Raw genomic sequence first — 15,929 nt, forward strand, 5'->3', positions numbered from 1 at the left:
CCGGGCCTGCCGATGCTGACCGCACCCGATCATCCGCCGACGCCCGGCCTGATCCTTGCCGGCGGGCGGGCACGCCGCATGGGCGGGGCCGACAAGGCGCTGCTGCGCCTCGATGGTCGGCCGATCCTTTCTCATCTGGTCGAGCGTCTCGAAAGCCAATGCGACGGGCTTCTGCTCAGCGCCAATAGCGATCCGGCGCGCTTTGCAGCTTATGGATTGGTGGTGGTGCCCGATACGATCCCGGACTTCGCCGGGCCGCTCGCCGGTATTCTGGCCGGGCTGGACTGGCTCGCGATGCACCGCACGAATCCCGAATGGCTGCTCAGCGTCGCGGCCGACACGCCCTTCATCCCGTTGGACCTCGTGTCGCGTCTGCATCTTGCCCGAGCCGAAGCAGGAACCAGACTGGCCTGTGCCGCTTCTGACGGACGCCGGCACCACGCGATCGGCCTCTGGCCGATCTCGCTGCGCGATGAGCTGCGCGCGGCTTTGGGGGCGGGCGAGCGTCGCCTCGGTGCCTTCACGGCAAGCTATGGCGCAGCCCTCGCGGAATGGCCGGCGAACCCGGTCGACCCCTTCTTCAACGTCAATACGCCGGACGATCTGATCGCGGCGGAGGCAGCGTGGCGGGCCTAGACCCACGCGCCCTAGCCGCTGCGCTCATTCGATGACGATCCGCGGCGCGGGCCGCGTCGTGCCCTGCAGGCTCGCCTGCACCTGCCTTGCCAGCGCGACATAGGCCTTCGCATGACTGCTCTGCGGATCGCTGGCGACGATGGGCCGGCCACCATCCGAGGTCTCGCGGATTGGCATCGCCAGCGGGATTTCGCCTAGGAAGGGAATGCCGAGCCGCTCCGCCTCGTGCCGCGCCCCGCCATGGGCGAAGATATCGGAGCGATGGCCGCACTCCGGGCAGATGAAATAGCTCATATTCTCGACCAGCCCGAGGATCGGCACCGCGACCTTTCGGAACATCGCCACGCCGCGCCTTGCGTCGAGCAGGGCCAAATCCTGCGGCGTCGAGACGATGACGGCGCCGGCGAGCGGGACTTGCTGGGCCATCGTGAGCTGCGCGTCGCCGGTCCCGGGCGGCATGTCGACGACAAGCACGTCGAGCTCGCCCCAGGCGACTTCGCGCAGCATCTGCGTGATGGCGGAGATCACCATCGGCCCGCGCCAGATCATCGGCGTCTCCTCGTCGACGAGGAAGCCGATGGACATGATCTTGAGCCCATAGGCCTCCATCGGCGCCAGCGTACGGCCCGATACGATCCGGGGCTTACCGGTGATGCCGAAAATCTTCGGCATGGATGGGCCGTAGATGTCGGAATCGAGCACGCCGACCTTGAGGCCGAGCGTCGCGAGTCCCACCGCCAGGTTGGCGGCCGTGGTCGACTTGCCGACGCCGCCCTTTCCGCTGGCGACCGCGATGATCTGCTTGACGCCTGGCACGCCGGAAGGCTTCGGCGGCGCGCCGCCCGGGCCGGGCCGCTGCGCCTGCTGCCGGGCCTGCATGCCGGCCGAGGGGGCAGCTTTGTCCGCGGTCAGCCCGACGAGCACCTGCGTCACTCCCGGCAGCCCGCCGACGGCGCTTTCTGCAGCCCTGCGCACCGGCTCCATCGCGGCAGCCTCCGTGGCATCGATGCCGATCGCGAAGATCACCTTGCCAGCTTCGATCAGAATGTTCGCGACCCGGCCCGACCCGGCAAGCGATTGGCCGCTGGCCGGAAGTTTGACCAGTTCGAGCGCTCGCAGGATATCGGCTTCGGAGAGGCTCACGGACTTGTCTCCCTGCGGCCGGCGCCGGCCTTGCGGATATGAAAAACCAGGATGCGCCCCTCGTCGGGCCGCTGCTCGATCATATCCCCGTTTTCGCGCGCGAGATGGGGTAGGTCTATCGCGGTCAGCGGGTCTGTGCAGTGCACGACGAGGAGGGTCCCCTCGGCCGCTTCGCTCAGCGCTTTGCGCACCCGCAAGACGGGCAGAGGGCATTTGAGGCCGCGCAGATCGAGCGGAATTGTCTCCATGCGAGTTCATAGGCCGGCTTTCCGCCAACCGGCAACCCAGCCGCTGCACGGCTTGACCGTTTCGTGCTCCGCGCCGAAGAGAGCTGAGCCCGAATGCGAAAAGGTCGGAATCGCGATGCGGGCATCTGGCCCAGCGAGACAGAGGCAGCCATGGCGCGCCTGAGTGCGGACGAGGCCAGAGCGCCTCTCCTGACGATCGAGCAGGCCGGCGAAAAGGCCGCGATGCTGGTCGAGCGCGTTCGCGAGACGGTGACCACGGCGCTGGAGGATGCGGATGGACGCGTCCTTGCGGCGGATATCGCCGCTCCTCTGTCGCTGCCGCCTTTCGCCAATTCCGCCGTCGACGGGTATGCGCTGCGTCACGCCGACCTTGCCGTGGGGGATGAAACGCGACTGCCGGTCGTCGGCCGGATCGCGGCCGGTCAGGTTGCGATCGAGATGAGCCGCGCCAGCGCCGTCCGCATCTTCACAGGCGCGCCCCTCCCCGCCGGCGCCGATACGGTGGTGATGCAGGAAGAGGTGCGGCGCGATGGCAACGGCATCGTCGTCCCGGTCGGATCGAAGCATGGCGCCCATATCCGGCCAGCAGGCGAGGATGTCGCCAGAGGCATGCGGGCTTTCGCTGAAGGGCACCGCCTGCGCCCGCAGGATATCGGGCTGCTCGCCGCGCTGGGACTTGCTCGTGTCGATGTGCGGCGCCGCCCGCGCGTCGCGTTGTTTTCCACCGGTGACGAACTGACCGAACCCGGGCAATCGCTTGCAGCCGCCGCGATCTACGATGCCAACCGGGCCATGCTGCGCGCACTGCTGGCGAGGGCCGGGGCAGAGCCCGTCGATCTCGGCATCCTGCGGGACGATCGCGAAACGCTGGCGGCCCGGTTGAGCGAGGCCGCCCGGGATTGCGACCTCGTCATCACCTCAGGCGGCGTTTCGGTCGGGGAGGAGGACCATGTCAAGGCCGCGGTCGCCAGTTGCGGGGCGCTCGATCTCTGGCGGATCGCCATCAAGCCGGGCAAACCCGTCGCGATCGGGCATATCGCTGGCACTCCTTTCATCGGCCTGCCGGGGAATCCCGTCGCGGTCTTCGTCACCTTCGCCTTCGTGGCCAGGCCCTTGATCGCGAAGCTTTCGGGCTGCCTGGGTTCGCCGCTGCCGCGTTGGCCGGTGAAGCTCGGTTTCGATTATCGCAAGCAGCCCGGCCGCCGTGAATTCCTGCGCGTTGTCCTGCAACCGGCACCGGACGGTGCACCTGTGGCGATCCGTCATCCCGGCATCGGCGCAGGCTCTCTGATCTCGCTGGCGCAGTCGAAAGGACTGGTCGAGCTGGCGGAGGAGGTCGAGCACGCGCGGCAGGGCACGCTGCAGCCATTCCTGACTTACGCGGATCTGCTCGGCTGAGGCTCAGTCGCGCCGGAAGACGACGCTCGCCCCCCATCCCAGAAGCAGTGCCATGAGGACCGTCGCCAGCCCGTAAAGCACGGGCAAGTCATAGGCGGCTGACGCCAGACGCTGCTCCGACCCGGTCTTGATCACCTCGAAATTCGTCTGCTGGCGGGCCAGTTGCACGCCGCCGGCATAGAGGACGACATCGACAGTGTAGGTTCCGGTCGGGGCCGTCGCGGGGATGTCGACCGGTGCGCTGAACAGGGCGTTCGAGAGAAACGTCACGCCCCGTTCGCGATAGTCGTACAGGCCTTTGGCGACCATGATCCGCACGAGGCTGTCGCGGAAGCGGACCGTGCTGGCGTCGTCGAACCACGCCTGCGCGGTTCTTTCGGCATTCCCGAGGCCGACCCGGCCTCGCTCCGCCATTTCGGCACTCATCATCTCGCTGACCGGCCGGTTGCTGGCCACGAACAGAAAAACCGGGCTTTCGGGGAAACGCCGCTGCGTCCGGTTGATCCAGACGGGGCCGAGGTTTTCCTTCTCGCGCACCAGCAGCATCCGCTTCGGCCCGCGCACCGTGACGACGATGTCGTTCGGATCGCCGCGCGAAACGCTGCGCCCGTCGCGCTCGACCATGCCGAAGACGGTGAGCTGGCTGCCGGTGTAATTCGATGTGATCTGGATCTGATGGCTCGACATCGCCGCCACCAGCGTCTCCGCGCCGGCCGGCACGGAGACGAAACACAGCGCGAGAAACAGCCCGAGGACTCGCCTCATCGCGCGCCGTCCGGCAGCACCACCGAAAACGGTTCGCTCGGCGGAATCAGAAGCTCGATTGCAAAGCGCAGGCCCACCGAGACGATCAGCAGCGCCAGCAGCAGCCGGAACGATTCGACATTGAGGTTGCGTGCCGCCCGCCCGCCGAACTGCGCGCCGATGACGCCGCCGACCAGCAGCAGCGAGGCCAGGATGATATCGACCGACTGGTTGGTGACCGCGTGCAGAATGGTCGCACCCGTCATCGTCACCAGGATCTGGAACAGCGACGTGCCGACGACCACCGCAGGCGGAATCCGGAAGAAGTAGATCAGCGCCGGCACCAGAATGAAGCCGCCACCGACGCCGAGCACGGCGCCGATGAAGCCGATGATCGTCGCCAGCGTCGCGATCGGCAGCACGCTGCAATAGAGACCCGAGCGCCTGAAGCGCTGTCGCAGCGGCAGGCCCATCCACCAGGGATGCGTGCCGCCTTTGCGCTTCAGCCGCGCCGGCTTGCCGGCCCTGACGCGCAGCATCGCCCGCAACGCGTCGTAGAGCATCAGCCCGCCGATCACCGAGAACAACGTGACGTAGGACAGCGTGATCACCAATTCGAGCTGTCCGAGGCGGCGCATCGTGTTGAAGAACAGGACGCCGAGGACCGTGCCGATGATGCCGCCCGTGACGAGTACGCCGCCGAGCTTGAGGTCGAGCGCGCGCCGCCTGAAATAAGTCAACACGCCCGTCATCGAGGAGCCCGCGACCTGAGCCGCCACGGTCGCGACCGCGACCGCCGGAGGAATGTCGAGGAAGATCAGGAAGGGTGTCAGCAGAAACCCGCCGCCGACGCCGAACAGCCCGGAGATGAAGCCGACCGCGCCGCTCAGGCCCAGCACCATCAGCACGCTGATCGGAAGCTCGGCGATGGGCAGATAAATCTGCACGTCGTCCCCTTTTGCCCGGCGCGGGAGCAAACCCTCTGCGCCGAAAAGTCCCGGATCATGCCGTCCGGGTTCAGGCCGGTTCCAAAATGGAAGGCGGGCCGAAAAGGCCTGCCTCAGAAGACTATTCTTTATGCTGCGGCGTCAACATGTCCGCACCATGACTGGCTCGCTCAACTGCGCGCCGGCCTTCCGGGCTTGCCCAGGAGAGCCGCTGTCGGCGCCGCATCCCAGCCCTTGGCCGGCGGCGTCACTTCGTTGGCGAGGGTATCGAGCGTCTTCGGCTTCCAGCTCGCGGCGCGGGCCTTGGCGGTGGCGAGATCCTCCGGCTTCAGACGCTGGGCAACCTCGTCGCGCTTCTTGGCGGCATCTTCGTCGCCCTGGCCGGCGGCGACCGAGAACCAGACATAGGACTGGACGAGGTCCATCGATGCGCCGAGGCCACGGCCGAGCAGCACCGCGAGATTGTACTGGCTGTCGCGCACGCCAAATTCGGCTGCTTTGGCGAACCACTGGTTGGCGGTGGCGTAATCGGGCTTGCCGGCCGCGCCCTCGGCGTAGAGCACGGCGAGGTTGTGCATCGCCTTGGCATTGCCACGCTCGGCGGCGCGCTCGTACCAGGTGCGCGCCAAGGCCAGATCGCGTGGCGTGCCGACACCCTTCTCGAACATGTTTCCGAGACGGAACTGCGCCGGTGCGAGGCCGGCCACGGCAGCCCGCTCGAAGAGGCGCAGCGCGACCTTGGGGTCGCGGTTGCCGGCCGGGCCGTCGGCGGCACGCGTCGCGAGTTCGTAGACAGCTCTCGCATCTCCGTCGAGCGCAGCCTTGCGCAGGCCGGCGCTACCCAGACCCGTCGGCAGGTCGCCGAGACCCGTGGCCGCCTGCAGCCCTGCGGGCGCCGCCGCCTGCGGGATGGGCGCGAGCGGATCGGTCGCCATCATGCTGGGCGTTGCGGGGATGGCGCGGCTGGCGGCGGGCGCATCAGCCTCGGCCAGCTTGGGCGCCTCGGGCGCCGCCGGAGCGAGCGAGGACTGCTCTCTGGTGGGCGAGGCCGGGGCGGTCTGGGGCGCCTCGGGGGTGGCAGGCTGCGCCGCAGGCGGCACCAGCGCCGGATTTTCATTATGGGCCGTCTTGGCCCCGTCGCCGCGCAGCGCGCCGGTGACGACATGGGCGGTGCCCATCGCCAGGATCACCGCAGCGAGCGCCAGGAGGAGCGGACGCTTGCGCTTCGCCATGATCTCGCGCAGGCGGCCGGCGCTCTTGGCGGTCGGCTCCGTGCTGGCGGCAGCCGGGGCGGCGGCGGCCTCGCTGGCGGCCTTGGCCGAGCGGCGCGCGGCGGCGATGAGGCTTTGCCGGACCGACTGCTGGTCCTGGCCGGCGGCGATGCCCGCGTCCGGACGCGGGCGGCCGGACCCCGGCTCGAGCGGCAGGTCGAAGGCGGCGCTCGGCAGGCCGAGGCTCGGCTCGGTCCGCGCCGCGAGCGGGATGGCGATCGGCGCGCGATCTTCTGCTGTAGCGACGAGGGGAGCCGGGGCACGCGTCTCGGCCGTTATCGCGGCCTTGATTTGCGGCTCGGGCGCATGCGGGAGGGAAGGCCGCGTCGCCCGCTTGTCGGCGATCAACTCGCCTTCGAGGTTCGCCAGCCGGCCCATGATCGCTTCGAGCGTGTGATGGACAGCGCCCAGCGTGTCCTGCGTCTGTCGCTCGGTCGAAACCTGCGTGTCGCGCAGGCCGGAGACCAGGCTGGAAAGCTCGGCGATGCCCTTTCCGGGGGCGACCTTGGTGGCCTGGGCGAGGGCGACACGCTCGGCCGCAGTCTCGTCCCGCGCGGAGCGCAGGTGCACGACCAGATCCTGCAGCGTGCGCTCGATACCGCTTTCGGCGTTGCGGGTGGCGGCGGCCTCGTCAAGCCGCGTCGCAAGGCCGGAGATCTGCTGCTCCAGCGCCTCGAAGGAGTCCGTGTTGGCGCCAGGCGCGCCGGCCTCGTCGATCTTTTCGGCGAGCCTCTGCAGCATCGCCTCGATCGGGCTGAGGTCCACGATCGCTCCATCCTCACCGGTGATGCGGGTGAGCTGGTTGGAGGCGGCCAGACCGTCGATGCGTGCCGCGAGCGAGTCGATCTGACGTGTGATCGCCGCCGGACCCTCCTCGGCCAGCTGGTCGATCCGCATCTGCAAGGCGTCGATACGGCCTTCGATCTTGTCGGCCGGCCGGTGCTTTGCGAGGACGTCGAGCTTATGGGCGAGACCGTCGATCTGCGTGCCAAGATCGGCCAGCGGAGCGGAATAGACATCGCGCGACTGATTGGTCAGGACGACGCTGCGGACATCCTCGATCGCGGACGACAGGCTGCGCATCTCGCGCATGTCGGGCTGGCCCTCGCGCAGGCGGCCGACTTCGAAGCTCAGCGAGGCGATCTGGTGAGTCAGCTCCTGCAGCCGGTCGTCATGGCTGCCGGCCGTCACGATCTCGCGCAGCTCCGACATGTCGCGCAGCAGCGGAGCGAGGCTGGCCCCGTCGCCCCGGCTGGCGAGCGCATCGATCTTGGCGGCAAGATGCGCGATCTCCAGCTCGAAGCGCTGATAGGCATCGCCCGAGCGATCCTGCGAGAGGCGCGACACCTCGGCCTCGATCCGGGCGAGCGGCTTCAGCACCGGCTCGAACTGATCGCGACGGTCCAGGCGCTCCAACCTCTCGCCGAGCGTGTTGATCTTGGTTTCGATGGCGTGGACGATGGCTTCGGTTCGCGAAGGCTGTTGCGCGGCTGGCTGCGTCTGCGCCGGTCGGCGCGCGGCGTCAGAGCCTAAGCGGGCATTGAGTTCGCGCAGATCTTCGCGAAGTGCCGATATCCGGTCCTGCGGACTTGCCGCCTGTGGGGCTGGCTCTTCGCCATGGTCGAGATGACGCTGACGCGTCCGGATGTCGGTCACCGCGGCGGCGAGGCTTTCCCTGCTGAACGCGAGGCGCGGCGCGACCTGCGCGCGCAGCGCTGCTTCGTGAGGCTTTGGGTCCGATGATTTGCGTTCGATATCGGCAATGCGCTCGCCGATCGTCTTGATGGCCTCGGCGATGACCCCGGTGGCGCGTTCCTGGCGCTCGGCGGCGGTCCGCTCGCCGGTCGAGAGCCGGTCCTCGGTCTTTTCGATCCAGCGCGTGATCGAATCCAGCGCTCCGGCGGTGCGTTGGCTCGATTCGCGAGTCAGGCGTTCCATCACCTCGGCCTGCTTCACCAGCAACTCGACGTCGCTGCGCTCCGCGGCAGGCGCCGGCTCAGCCGGGATGGGCGTGGCGGCGGCAGTGTCTGTCTGTCCTCGCGAGAGTCGGGCCAGCCTCTCCGAGAGAGCAGCGATATCGAGCTGCTCGGGGGCCGGCGCACGCGGGGACGCTTCGGCGGCCGCGGCCGCCTCGGTGCGGATTTTGTGATCCAACCACTCGCCAAGGGTCATTCCGGCGCGACGTGCGGCAGCTTTCGCCGCGTCGCGCGTCCTCGGATCGACGCCTTTGACGCTCCAGGGCAAGCTGCTCGCCATTTTAATGCTCGCCTAAGGGGTTTCTGCTCCCGAGTCCTGCAGTTCTGACGCTGCCAAGCTCGCGTGACCCGATCATCCCTTGAAGGAAACGTTGACACCTTCGCGGGAGTAGGACCACGACGCCGACATTTGGTCGGTATGGTAAACAGCCGGTTAACGATTACGGAGGTTTCGTTAATTTCTGTCGTGGCGCGCCGCCACAAGGCGCTGCTGCCGGCGAGATAACGGTAACTTACCCCCATCCGCCAGCCATTACCTGACGCTACGGGAGAGGCCTGCCTAGGGTCGCGACTTAAACCGGCGCACCGCATCGGTCCGCCTGTCTTCAAGGAATGAATGAAGCAATGTCACGCCACAGCTCCGCTATGGCGGGTTCTTCGAATCATGAAGCCCGTACCGAGGATGTCGTCGAGCAGGAGGGCGGGTTCACCATCAGCGATCTGGCGCGTGATTTCGGCGTCACGCTGCGGACCCTCCGTTTCTACGAATCGCGCGGGCTGATCTCGCCGGCGCGTTCGGGCATGACCCGCGTCTATTCGGCGCGTGACCGGGCGCGTCTCGCGTTGATCCTGAAGGGCAAGCAGCTTGGCTTCACGCTGGTCGAGATCCGCGCGATGCTCGCCAACGAGGACAAGAAGACCGAAACAGGCACCTCCGCCGCCTCGGTCGGCGGGCTTCACCTCACCCGCGACCAAATCGTCGAGCAGCTCGAGCTTCTGCGCAGCCAGCGCACCGAGATCGAGAACGCGATCAAGGAGCTGGAAGCATCGCTGAGCAAGCTCGCTAAGAGCTGAAGCGGCACCAAGGCGAGCGCCTGCCAAAGAGCTAGTAGACAGTACCCCGGCCCCTGCGCCGGGGTTTTTGTTAGGTGACTTCGCGAGGGGAGACGGCGGTCGGTTGCAAGTCTGACCAAATTGTTTATATGTGAACTATCTTGAGCCGGATTGCTTCGACGCATCCTGGCGATGTGAGTTCCTGGCGATGCGAGGGAGGTTTAGATGCCGAGCTATAAGGCACCCGTCGAGGACACGCTGTTCCTGTTGAACGACGTCTTCAACATCGAGCGCTACAACAACCTGCCGGGTTTCGCCGACGCGAGCCCCGATGTGATCGAGGCGGTGCTGGGAGAGGGCGCCAAGCTCTGCGAGGAGGTCCTCCAGCCGCTCAACCGGTCCGGCGATCTGGAAGGCTGCACCCGCAACGCCGATGGCAGCGTGACCACGCCGAAAGGTTTCAAGCAGGCCCACGAAGCCTATGCCGGCGGCGGCTGGATCGGCCTCGCGATGGACCCTGAATATGGTGGACAGGGCCTGCCCTACACGCTCGGCGCCGTGATGAACGAGTATGCCTCTTCCGCCAACATGGCCCTTGCGATGTATCCGGGCCTGACCATGGGCGCGATCGCAGCGCTGTATGTCCATGGCTCCGACGAACAGAAGCGTACCTATCTGCCCAAGATGATCGACGGCACCTGGTCGGGCACCATGAACCTGACGGAGCCGCATTGCGGCACCGATCTGGGCCTGCTCAAGACCAAGGCGGTGCCGAACGGCGACGGGTCCTATGCGATCACAGGCACCAAGATCTTTATCTCGGCTGGCGGGCAGGACATCACCGAGAACATCGTCCATTTGGTGATCGCCCGCATCGAGGGCGCGCCGGCTGGAACGAAGGGCATCTCGCTCTTCGTCGTGCCGCGAAACAGCATTGCCGCAGATGGCTCCGTGGGGGCGAGCAATCACGTCACCTGTGGCTCGATCGAGCACAAGATGGGCATCCACGGCAACGCCACCTGCGTCATGAACTATGACGGCGCGCAGGGCTGGCTCGTCGGCGCCGAGAACAAGGGCCTCAACGCCATGTTCGTGATGATGAACGAGGCGCGCCTCGGCGTCGCGATCCAGGGCCTCGCCCAATCCGAAGTCGCCTACCAGAACGCCGTCGCCTATGCGAAGGACCGCTTGCAGGGGCGCTCGCTCACCGGCGCCAAGAACCCGGACAAGCCGGCGGATCCGATCATCGTCCATCCCGACGTGCGACGCACCTTGATGTCGATCAAGGCCTTCAACGAGGCGGCGCGGGCTTTCGTGATCTGGAATGCGCTGAAATCCGACATCTCCCATCGCTCGCAGGACGCGGCCGAGCGCCAGGCGGCCGACGATCAGCTCGGCCTGATGACGCCGGTGCTGAAGGGCGTGTTGACCGATGTCGGCTTCGATAATGCGGTCAAGGCCCAGCAGATGTTCGGCGGCCACGGCTACATCGCCGAATGGGGCATGGAGCAGTTCGTCCGCGATGCCCGCATCGCGATGATCTATGAAGGCGCTAACGGCGTGCAGGCGATGGACCTTGTCGGCCGCAAGCTCGGCCGCGATGGCGGCCGCGGCATCATGGCGTTCTTCAACGAAGTCGGCGGCTTCCTGAAGGACAATGCCGAGGATGAGGCGCTGAAGCCTCTGCTCGGGCCGCTTCAGATCTCGCTCGGTCACCTTCAGCAGGCGGCGATGTGGTTCATGAACAATGCCCTCGCAAAGCCCGATAATGCCGGCGCTGGCGCCACCGATTTCATGCACCTGCTCGGCCTCGTTTCCCTTGGTTATATGTGGGCGAAGATGGCCAAGGCTGCGCAGGAGAAGCTGAAGGCCGGTGCCAACGGCGCGACCGAACGCATGAACGCCAAGCTGGTCACGGCGCGCTTCTTCATGGAGAGGACCCTGCCGGAGACGGCGGCGCATCTGGCACGGATCACGGCGGGCGCGGATACGACGATGGCGCTGAGCGCCGAGCAGTTCTGAGACCCGCCGGCCTCGCCGTCATTGCGAGGAGCGTAGCGACGAAGCAATCCAGAGGCCGCAAGGCTCGACGCCCCGACCCGGTCCCTCTGGATTGCTTCGCTTCGCTCGCAATGACGGTCTAGGCTCGCTGCAAAATAACGATGACGGGAGGCCCTCCATGGCAGACGCATTCATCTACGATCACGTTCGCACGCCGCGCGGGAAGGGCAAGGCCGACGGTTCGCTGCATGAGGTCACCGCGATCGAGCTCGGCACTCAGGTGCTGCGCGCGATCAAGGATCGCAACGATCTCGATCCGCTGCTTGTCGAGGACGTCGTTCTGGGCTGCGTTGATCCGGTCGGCGAGGCCGCCGCCGACATCGCCCGCACGGTCGCGCTCAAGGCTGGCTACGGCAAGGAGGTGCCGGGCGTTCAGATCAACCGGTTCTGCGCCTCGGGGCTGGATGCGGTGAACTTCGCCGCGGCTCAGGTGATGTCCGGCATGAAGGAGATGGCGATCGGCGGCGGCGTCGAATCGATGTCGCGCGTCGGCATGGGTGCGTCGGGCTTCGGCATCGCGGTCGACCCCTCCGTCGCGATCGACACCTATTTCATGCCGCAGGGCATCTCGGCTGATTTGATTGCGACGAAATACGGCTTCTCGCGCGACGATGTCGACGCCTTCGCCGTGCGCTCGCACCAGCGCGCTGCAAAGGCTTGGGCGGAAGGGCGCTTCAAGCGCTCGGTCATCCCGGTCACCGACGTCAACGGCCTCACCATTCTGGACCGCGACGAGACGATTCGGCCCGACACCAACATGCAAGCGCTCGCCGCACTGAAGGCCTCCTTCGTCCAGATGGGCGAGATGGGCGGCTTCGATGCGGTGGCGACCGCCGCGCATCCGGATGTCGAATTCGTCAATCACGTCCACCACGCCGGCAATTCCTCGGGCATCGTCGATGGCGCGGCCGCTGTCCTCGTCGGATCGAAGCGCGCCGGCAAGGCGGCGGGGCTCAAGCCCCGCGCCCGCATCAGGGCTTTCGCCACGATCGGCTCCGACCTTGCGCTGATGCTGACCGGCCCGGTCGACGTCACCGAGCTGGTCCTGAGGAAAGCTGGCATGTCGAAGAAGGACATCGACCTGTTCGAGTTGAACGAGGCGTTCTCCTCGGTCGTCTTGCGTTATCAGCAGGCCTTCGACATCGACGACGACATCCTGAACGTCAACGGCGGTGCCATCGCGATGGGCCACCCGCTCGGCGCCACCGGCGCGATGGTGCTCGGAACGGTGCTCGACGAGCTGGAGCGGCAGGACAAGGAGGTCGCGCTGGTGACGCTCTGCGTCGCCGTCGGCATGGGCGTCGCCACGATCATCGAACGGGTTTGAGGAGAATGACCATGAACCTCACCAATTTCCGCTTCGAAACCGACGCCGACGGCATTGCCGTCGCGACCTGGGACATGCCGGGCCGTTCGATGAACGTCATCACCCCCGAGGTGATGGCGGAGCTCGATCAGATCATCGACGCCGTTGCAGGCGATGAGGCGATCAAGGGCTGCGTCGTCACCTCCGGCAAGGATAGCTTCTCCGGCGGTGCCGACCTGACCATGCTGCAGGGCCTGCGCGACCTCTATGTGAAGCTCGCCAAGGAGAAGGGCGAGCAGGTCGCGATGCAGAGTTTCTTCGACGAGAGCCGCAAGCTGTCGCTGCTCTATCGCAAGCTCGAAACCTGCGGGAAACCCTTCGCCGCCGCGATCCATGGCGTCTGCCTGGGCGGCGCCTTCGAGCTTTCGCTGGCCTGCCAGTATCGCGTCGTGTCGGACGATGCTTCGACCCGCGTCGGCCTGCCTGAGATCAAGGTCGGGCTGTTTCCCGGTGCCGGCGGCACCCAGCGTGTCTCCCGCCTGATGCAGACTGGCGACGCGCTCCAGATGATGTTCAAGGGCGAGCAGGTGAAGCCGCTGCCGGCGCGCAACTCCGGCCTCGTCCATGCGGTCGCAGCCCGGGCTGAGATCGTCCAGAACGCCAAGGACTGGCTGAAAGCCAACCCGCAGGCCACCCAACCTTGGGACCAGAAGGGCTTCAAGCTGCCATCGAACAAGGTGCATTCGCCGGCCGGCATGCAGATCTGGCCGCCCGCCAATGCGATTTATCGCCGCGAAACCAACGATAACTACCCGGCCGCGCGCGCGATCCTTTCGGCGGTCTATGAAGGGCTGCAACTGCCGATCGACCTCGCGCTGAAGGTCGAGAGCCGCTACTTCGCCAAGATCCTGCGGACGAAGGAGGCGGCCTCGATGATCCGCTCGCTCTTCGTCTCGATGCAGGAGCTGAACAAGGGCGCCCGCCGCCCCGCCGACGTACCGCCCTCGAAGCTCAAGCGTGTCGGCGTCGTCGGCGCCGGCTTCATGGGCGCTGGAATCGCCTATGTCACGGCACTGGCTGGCCTGGAGGTCGTGCTGATCGACCGCGACATCGAGGCGGCAGAAAAGGGCAAGGCCTATTCGCACAAGCTGGTTTCCGACCAGATCATGAAGGGCCGCGCCAAGACCGCCGATCGCGACGCGCTGCTTGGCCGCATCACAGCGACGACCGACTATGCCGACCTCAAGGGCTGCGACCTGATCGTGGAGGCGGTTTTCGAAGACCCGAAGGTCAAGGCCGAGGTCATCGCCAAGGTCGAGGCGGCGGTGGGCCCGAAGACGATCTTCGGCTCCAACACATCGACGCTGCCGATCACGGGCCTGGCCGAGACGAGCCAGCGGCCGAAAAACTTCATCGGCATCCATTTCTTCTCGCCGGTCGAGAAGATGCTGCTGGTCGAGGTCATCATGGCCAAGAAGACCGGCGACAAGGCGCTCGCCATGGCGCTGGACTATGTCCGCGCCATCAAGAAGACGCCGATCGTCGTCAACGATGTCAGGGGGTTCTACGCCAATCGCTGCGTCGGCAATTATCTGCGCGAAGGCCATCTCATGCTGATGGAGGGCGTGCCGCCGGCGATGATCGAGGCCGCCGGCAAACAGGCCGGCATGCCGGTCGGCCCGCTTTCGCTCAATGATGAGGTCGCGATCGATCTGGCGCTCAAGATCGTCAAGGCGACGAAGGCGCAGCTCGGCGAGGGTGCGATCGATCCCCAGCAGGAGCATCTGCTCAACGCCATGGTCGAAACCAACGGGCGGCTCGGCCGCAAGAACCGCAAGGGCTTCTATGATTATCCGGACGCCGGGCCGAAGCGCCTGTGGCCGGGCTTGGCCGAGATCGTGGGCGGCCGGCTCGCGCCCGAACTCGTCGATATGGAAGAGCTGAAGCAGCGCCTTCTCGTCACCCAGGCGCTGGAAGCGGCGAAAACCTATGAGGAGGGCGTCGTCACCGATCCGCGCGAGGCCGATGTCGGCTCGATCATCGGCTTCGGCTTCGCACCTTGGTCGGGCGGCACGCTCTCCTATATCGACAATATGGGCGCGGCGGCCTTCGTGAAGCTCTGCGACAAGCTGGCGAAGCGCCATGGCGAGCGCTTCAGGCCCAACCGCATGCTGAAACGCATGGCCAAGACCGGCGAGAGCTTCTACGGCGCGGTGGAGAAGACGGCGGCGGCCTGAGCGCCGCCGCGTGGCTATTCGGGCGATCATCCGGTTTCCCGATCCACGTCTGCGCCTGGCGGCCGCGCCCGTCACGCGCTTCGATACGGATCTGAAAGCGCTCGCCCAGGATCTGCTCGAAACGATGCGCACTGCACCCGGTGTCGGCATCACCGCGCCCCATATCGGCGTGCCGCTGCGGCTTGTCGTGCTGGAGCTGACGCCCGGTGATGTCGGGTTCTACGTCAATCCGGTGCTGCTTGCGAAGTCCGACGAGATGATCCGCCATGTCGAAGGCAGCGTCTCGATGCCGGGCCTCACCGAGGAGATCGAGCGGCCGGCGCAAGTGACGATCGGCTATCGCGATCTCGACAACGTTGAACAGAGGGAAGATGCAGAAGGCTTCCGCGCCATCTGCCACCAGCACGAAATCGACCAGCTCGACGGCGTCTTTTGGATCGACCGCCTGTCGCGGCTCAAACGGGAGAGGGTGATCGCACGGTACAACAAGCTGCGGCGGGCCTGAGTTTCCGTCATTGCGAGCGTAGCGAAGCAATCCAGGAGGACTGGGTACAGCCCGAGCACGCGCCCCTGGATTGCTTCGCTACGCTCGCAATGACGGACAGGCATACGGAGCCTATCGGGCCAAGTCTTCGTAAAGGTCGCGCCAGCCCGGGTTCATAGCCTCGATCAGCGCGAGCTTCTTGGGACGTGATCCCCCCTTAATCTGCTTTTCGCGCGCAATCGCATCATCCATGCGCTCATGCCGCTCGTACCAGACGAGCAACTTGCACCCATAGCGTTTCGTAAAGCCAGCTATGGCTCCCGTCCGATGCTGCCAGCTGCGTTCACCCAAATTCGAGGTTACGCCGACATAAAGCGTGCCGTTGCGAGCACTCGCCATGATGTAGACGGTCGGTTCGCGCATTC

13 protein-coding genes are annotated in these 15,929 nt (G+C 66.3%); 7 read left to right on the forward strand and 6 right to left on the reverse strand.

Going from position 1 to position 15,929, the window contains the following annotated elements; genetic code table 11:
* Positions 1-12 precede the first annotated feature (12 nt).
* Positions 13-636 carry a molybdenum cofactor guanylyltransferase MobA gene (gene mobA / locus AC1DR6_RS07660; protein WP_476828605.1) on the forward strand — a complete coding sequence of 208 codons (624 nt, stop codon included), beginning with the start codon at positions 13-15 and terminating at the stop codon, positions 634-636.
* A 24-nt stretch (positions 637-660) separates the two neighbouring features.
* Here the strand turns inward: mobA and AC1DR6_RS07665 are convergent, their stop codons facing one another.
* Together AC1DR6_RS07665 and AC1DR6_RS07670 are read right to left on the reverse strand one after the other, a co-directional pair.
* Entirely contained in the window at positions 661-1,779 is a 1,119-nt protein-coding gene (locus AC1DR6_RS07665; protein WP_476828606.1) for an Mrp/NBP35 family ATP-binding protein, read from the reverse strand.
* The gene (locus tag AC1DR6_RS07670) at positions 1,776-2,027 is read right to left on the reverse strand and encodes a sulfurtransferase TusA family protein (protein WP_476828607.1); all 252 of its coding nucleotides are present in this window, start codon (positions 2,025-2,027) and stop codon (positions 1,776-1,778) included. Before AC1DR6_RS07670 ends, AC1DR6_RS07665 begins: the two co-directional genes overlap by 4 nt.
* Before the next feature lie 150 nt (positions 2,028-2,177).
* Between AC1DR6_RS07670 and AC1DR6_RS07675 the strand changes: the two genes are divergently transcribed.
* Entirely contained in the window at positions 2,178-3,425 is a 1,248-nt protein-coding gene (locus AC1DR6_RS07675) for a molybdopterin molybdotransferase MoeA (RefSeq protein WP_476828608.1), read from the forward strand.
* 3 nt (positions 3,426-3,428) lie between these two features.
* Here AC1DR6_RS07675 and AC1DR6_RS07680 read toward each other — a convergent pair whose 3' ends face one another.
* The 3 genes from AC1DR6_RS07680 to AC1DR6_RS07690 all read right to left on the reverse strand — a co-directional run bounded on the left by AC1DR6_RS07680 (position 3,429) and on the right by AC1DR6_RS07690 (position 8,643).
* Positions 3,429-4,190 carry a TIGR02186 family protein gene (locus AC1DR6_RS07680; RefSeq protein ID WP_476828609.1) on the reverse strand — a complete coding sequence of 254 codons (762 nt, stop codon included), beginning with the start codon at positions 4,188-4,190 and terminating at the stop codon, positions 3,429-3,431.
* Positions 4,187-5,116, reverse strand: a complete 930-nt coding sequence (locus AC1DR6_RS07685) for a sulfite exporter TauE/SafE family protein (protein WP_476828610.1) — start codon at positions 5,114-5,116, stop codon at positions 4,187-4,189. The genes AC1DR6_RS07680 and AC1DR6_RS07685 overlap by 4 nt, the downstream gene beginning before the upstream one ends.
* Positions 5,117-5,286: 170 nt before the next feature.
* Positions 5,287-8,643: a tetratricopeptide repeat protein gene (locus tag AC1DR6_RS07690; RefSeq protein ID WP_476828611.1), complete on the reverse strand. Its 3,357-nt coding sequence runs from the start codon at positions 8,641-8,643 to the stop codon at positions 5,287-5,289.
* A 344-nt stretch (positions 8,644-8,987) separates the two neighbouring features.
* Between AC1DR6_RS07690 and AC1DR6_RS07695 the strand changes: the two genes are divergently transcribed.
* The 5 genes from AC1DR6_RS07695 to AC1DR6_RS07715 all read left to right on the forward strand — a co-directional run bounded on the left by AC1DR6_RS07695 (position 8,988) and on the right by AC1DR6_RS07715 (position 15,525).
* A complete protein-coding gene (locus AC1DR6_RS07695) occupies positions 8,988-9,437 on the forward strand; it encodes a MerR family transcriptional regulator (protein WP_476828612.1) in 450 nt (149 codons plus the stop codon).
* A 204-nt stretch (positions 9,438-9,641) separates the two neighbouring features.
* Positions 9,642-11,438 carry an acyl-CoA dehydrogenase C-terminal domain-containing protein gene (locus tag AC1DR6_RS07700; protein WP_476828613.1) on the forward strand — a complete coding sequence of 599 codons (1,797 nt, stop codon included), beginning with the start codon at positions 9,642-9,644 and terminating at the stop codon, positions 11,436-11,438.
* Positions 11,439-11,595: 157 nt separating this feature from the next.
* Positions 11,596-12,804 (forward strand): acetyl-CoA C-acetyltransferase, encoded by a 1,209-nt coding sequence (locus AC1DR6_RS07705; RefSeq protein WP_476828614.1) that lies wholly within the window; start codon positions 11,596-11,598, stop codon positions 12,802-12,804.
* A gap of 11 nt (positions 12,805-12,815) precedes the next feature.
* Complete coding sequence (locus tag AC1DR6_RS07710; RefSeq protein ID WP_476828615.1) at positions 12,816-15,020, forward strand: 3-hydroxyacyl-CoA dehydrogenase NAD-binding domain-containing protein; 2,205 nt, start codon at positions 12,816-12,818, stop codon at positions 15,018-15,020.
* 10 nt (positions 15,021-15,030) lie between these two features.
* Positions 15,031-15,525 (forward strand): peptide deformylase, encoded by a 495-nt coding sequence (locus AC1DR6_RS07715; RefSeq protein WP_476828616.1) that lies wholly within the window; start codon positions 15,031-15,033, stop codon positions 15,523-15,525.
* Between the two features lie 111 nt (positions 15,526-15,636).
* On the opposite strand, the gene AC1DR6_RS07720 is transcribed toward AC1DR6_RS07715, so the two are convergent.
* On the reverse strand, positions 15,637-15,927 hold the full coding sequence (locus AC1DR6_RS07720; protein WP_476828617.1) for a GIY-YIG nuclease family protein: 291 nt from the start codon (positions 15,925-15,927) through the stop codon (positions 15,637-15,639).
* Positions 15,928-15,929: the final 2 nt, after the last annotated feature.

The sequence above is a fragment of the Allobosea sp. P5_A5 genome (genome assembly GCF_056400625.1).

Bases quoted from the DNA above. Each gene is read 5' to 3' on its own strand.
- mobA (WP_476828605.1), top strand. From the start codon at position 13: ATGCTGACCGCACCCGATCATCCGCCGACGCCCGGCCTGATCCTTGCC.
- AC1DR6_RS07670 (WP_476828607.1), bottom strand. From the start codon at position 2,027: ATGGAGACAATTCCGCTCGATCTGCGCGGCCTCAAATGCCCTCTGCCC.
- AC1DR6_RS07675 (WP_476828608.1), top strand. From the start codon at position 2,178: ATGGCGCGCCTGAGTGCGGACGAGGCCAGAGCGCCTCTCCTGACGATC.
- AC1DR6_RS07680 (WP_476828609.1), bottom strand. From the start codon at position 4,190: ATGAGGCGAGTCCTCGGGCTGTTTCTCGCGCTGTGTTTCGTCTCCGTG.
- AC1DR6_RS07690 (WP_476828611.1), bottom strand. From the start codon at position 8,643: ATGGCGAGCAGCTTGCCCTGGAGCGTCAAAGGCGTCGATCCGAGGACG.
- AC1DR6_RS07695 (WP_476828612.1), top strand. From the start codon at position 8,988: ATGTCACGCCACAGCTCCGCTATGGCGGGTTCTTCGAATCATGAAGCC.
- AC1DR6_RS07700 (WP_476828613.1), top strand. From the start codon at position 9,642: ATGCCGAGCTATAAGGCACCCGTCGAGGACACGCTGTTCCTGTTGAAC.
- AC1DR6_RS07705 (WP_476828614.1), top strand. From the start codon at position 11,596: ATGGCAGACGCATTCATCTACGATCACGTTCGCACGCCGCGCGGGAAG.
- AC1DR6_RS07710 (WP_476828615.1), top strand. From the start codon at position 12,816: ATGAACCTCACCAATTTCCGCTTCGAAACCGACGCCGACGGCATTGCC.
- AC1DR6_RS07720 (WP_476828617.1), bottom strand. From the start codon at position 15,927: ATGCGCGAACCGACCGTCTACATCATGGCGAGTGCTCGCAACGGCACG.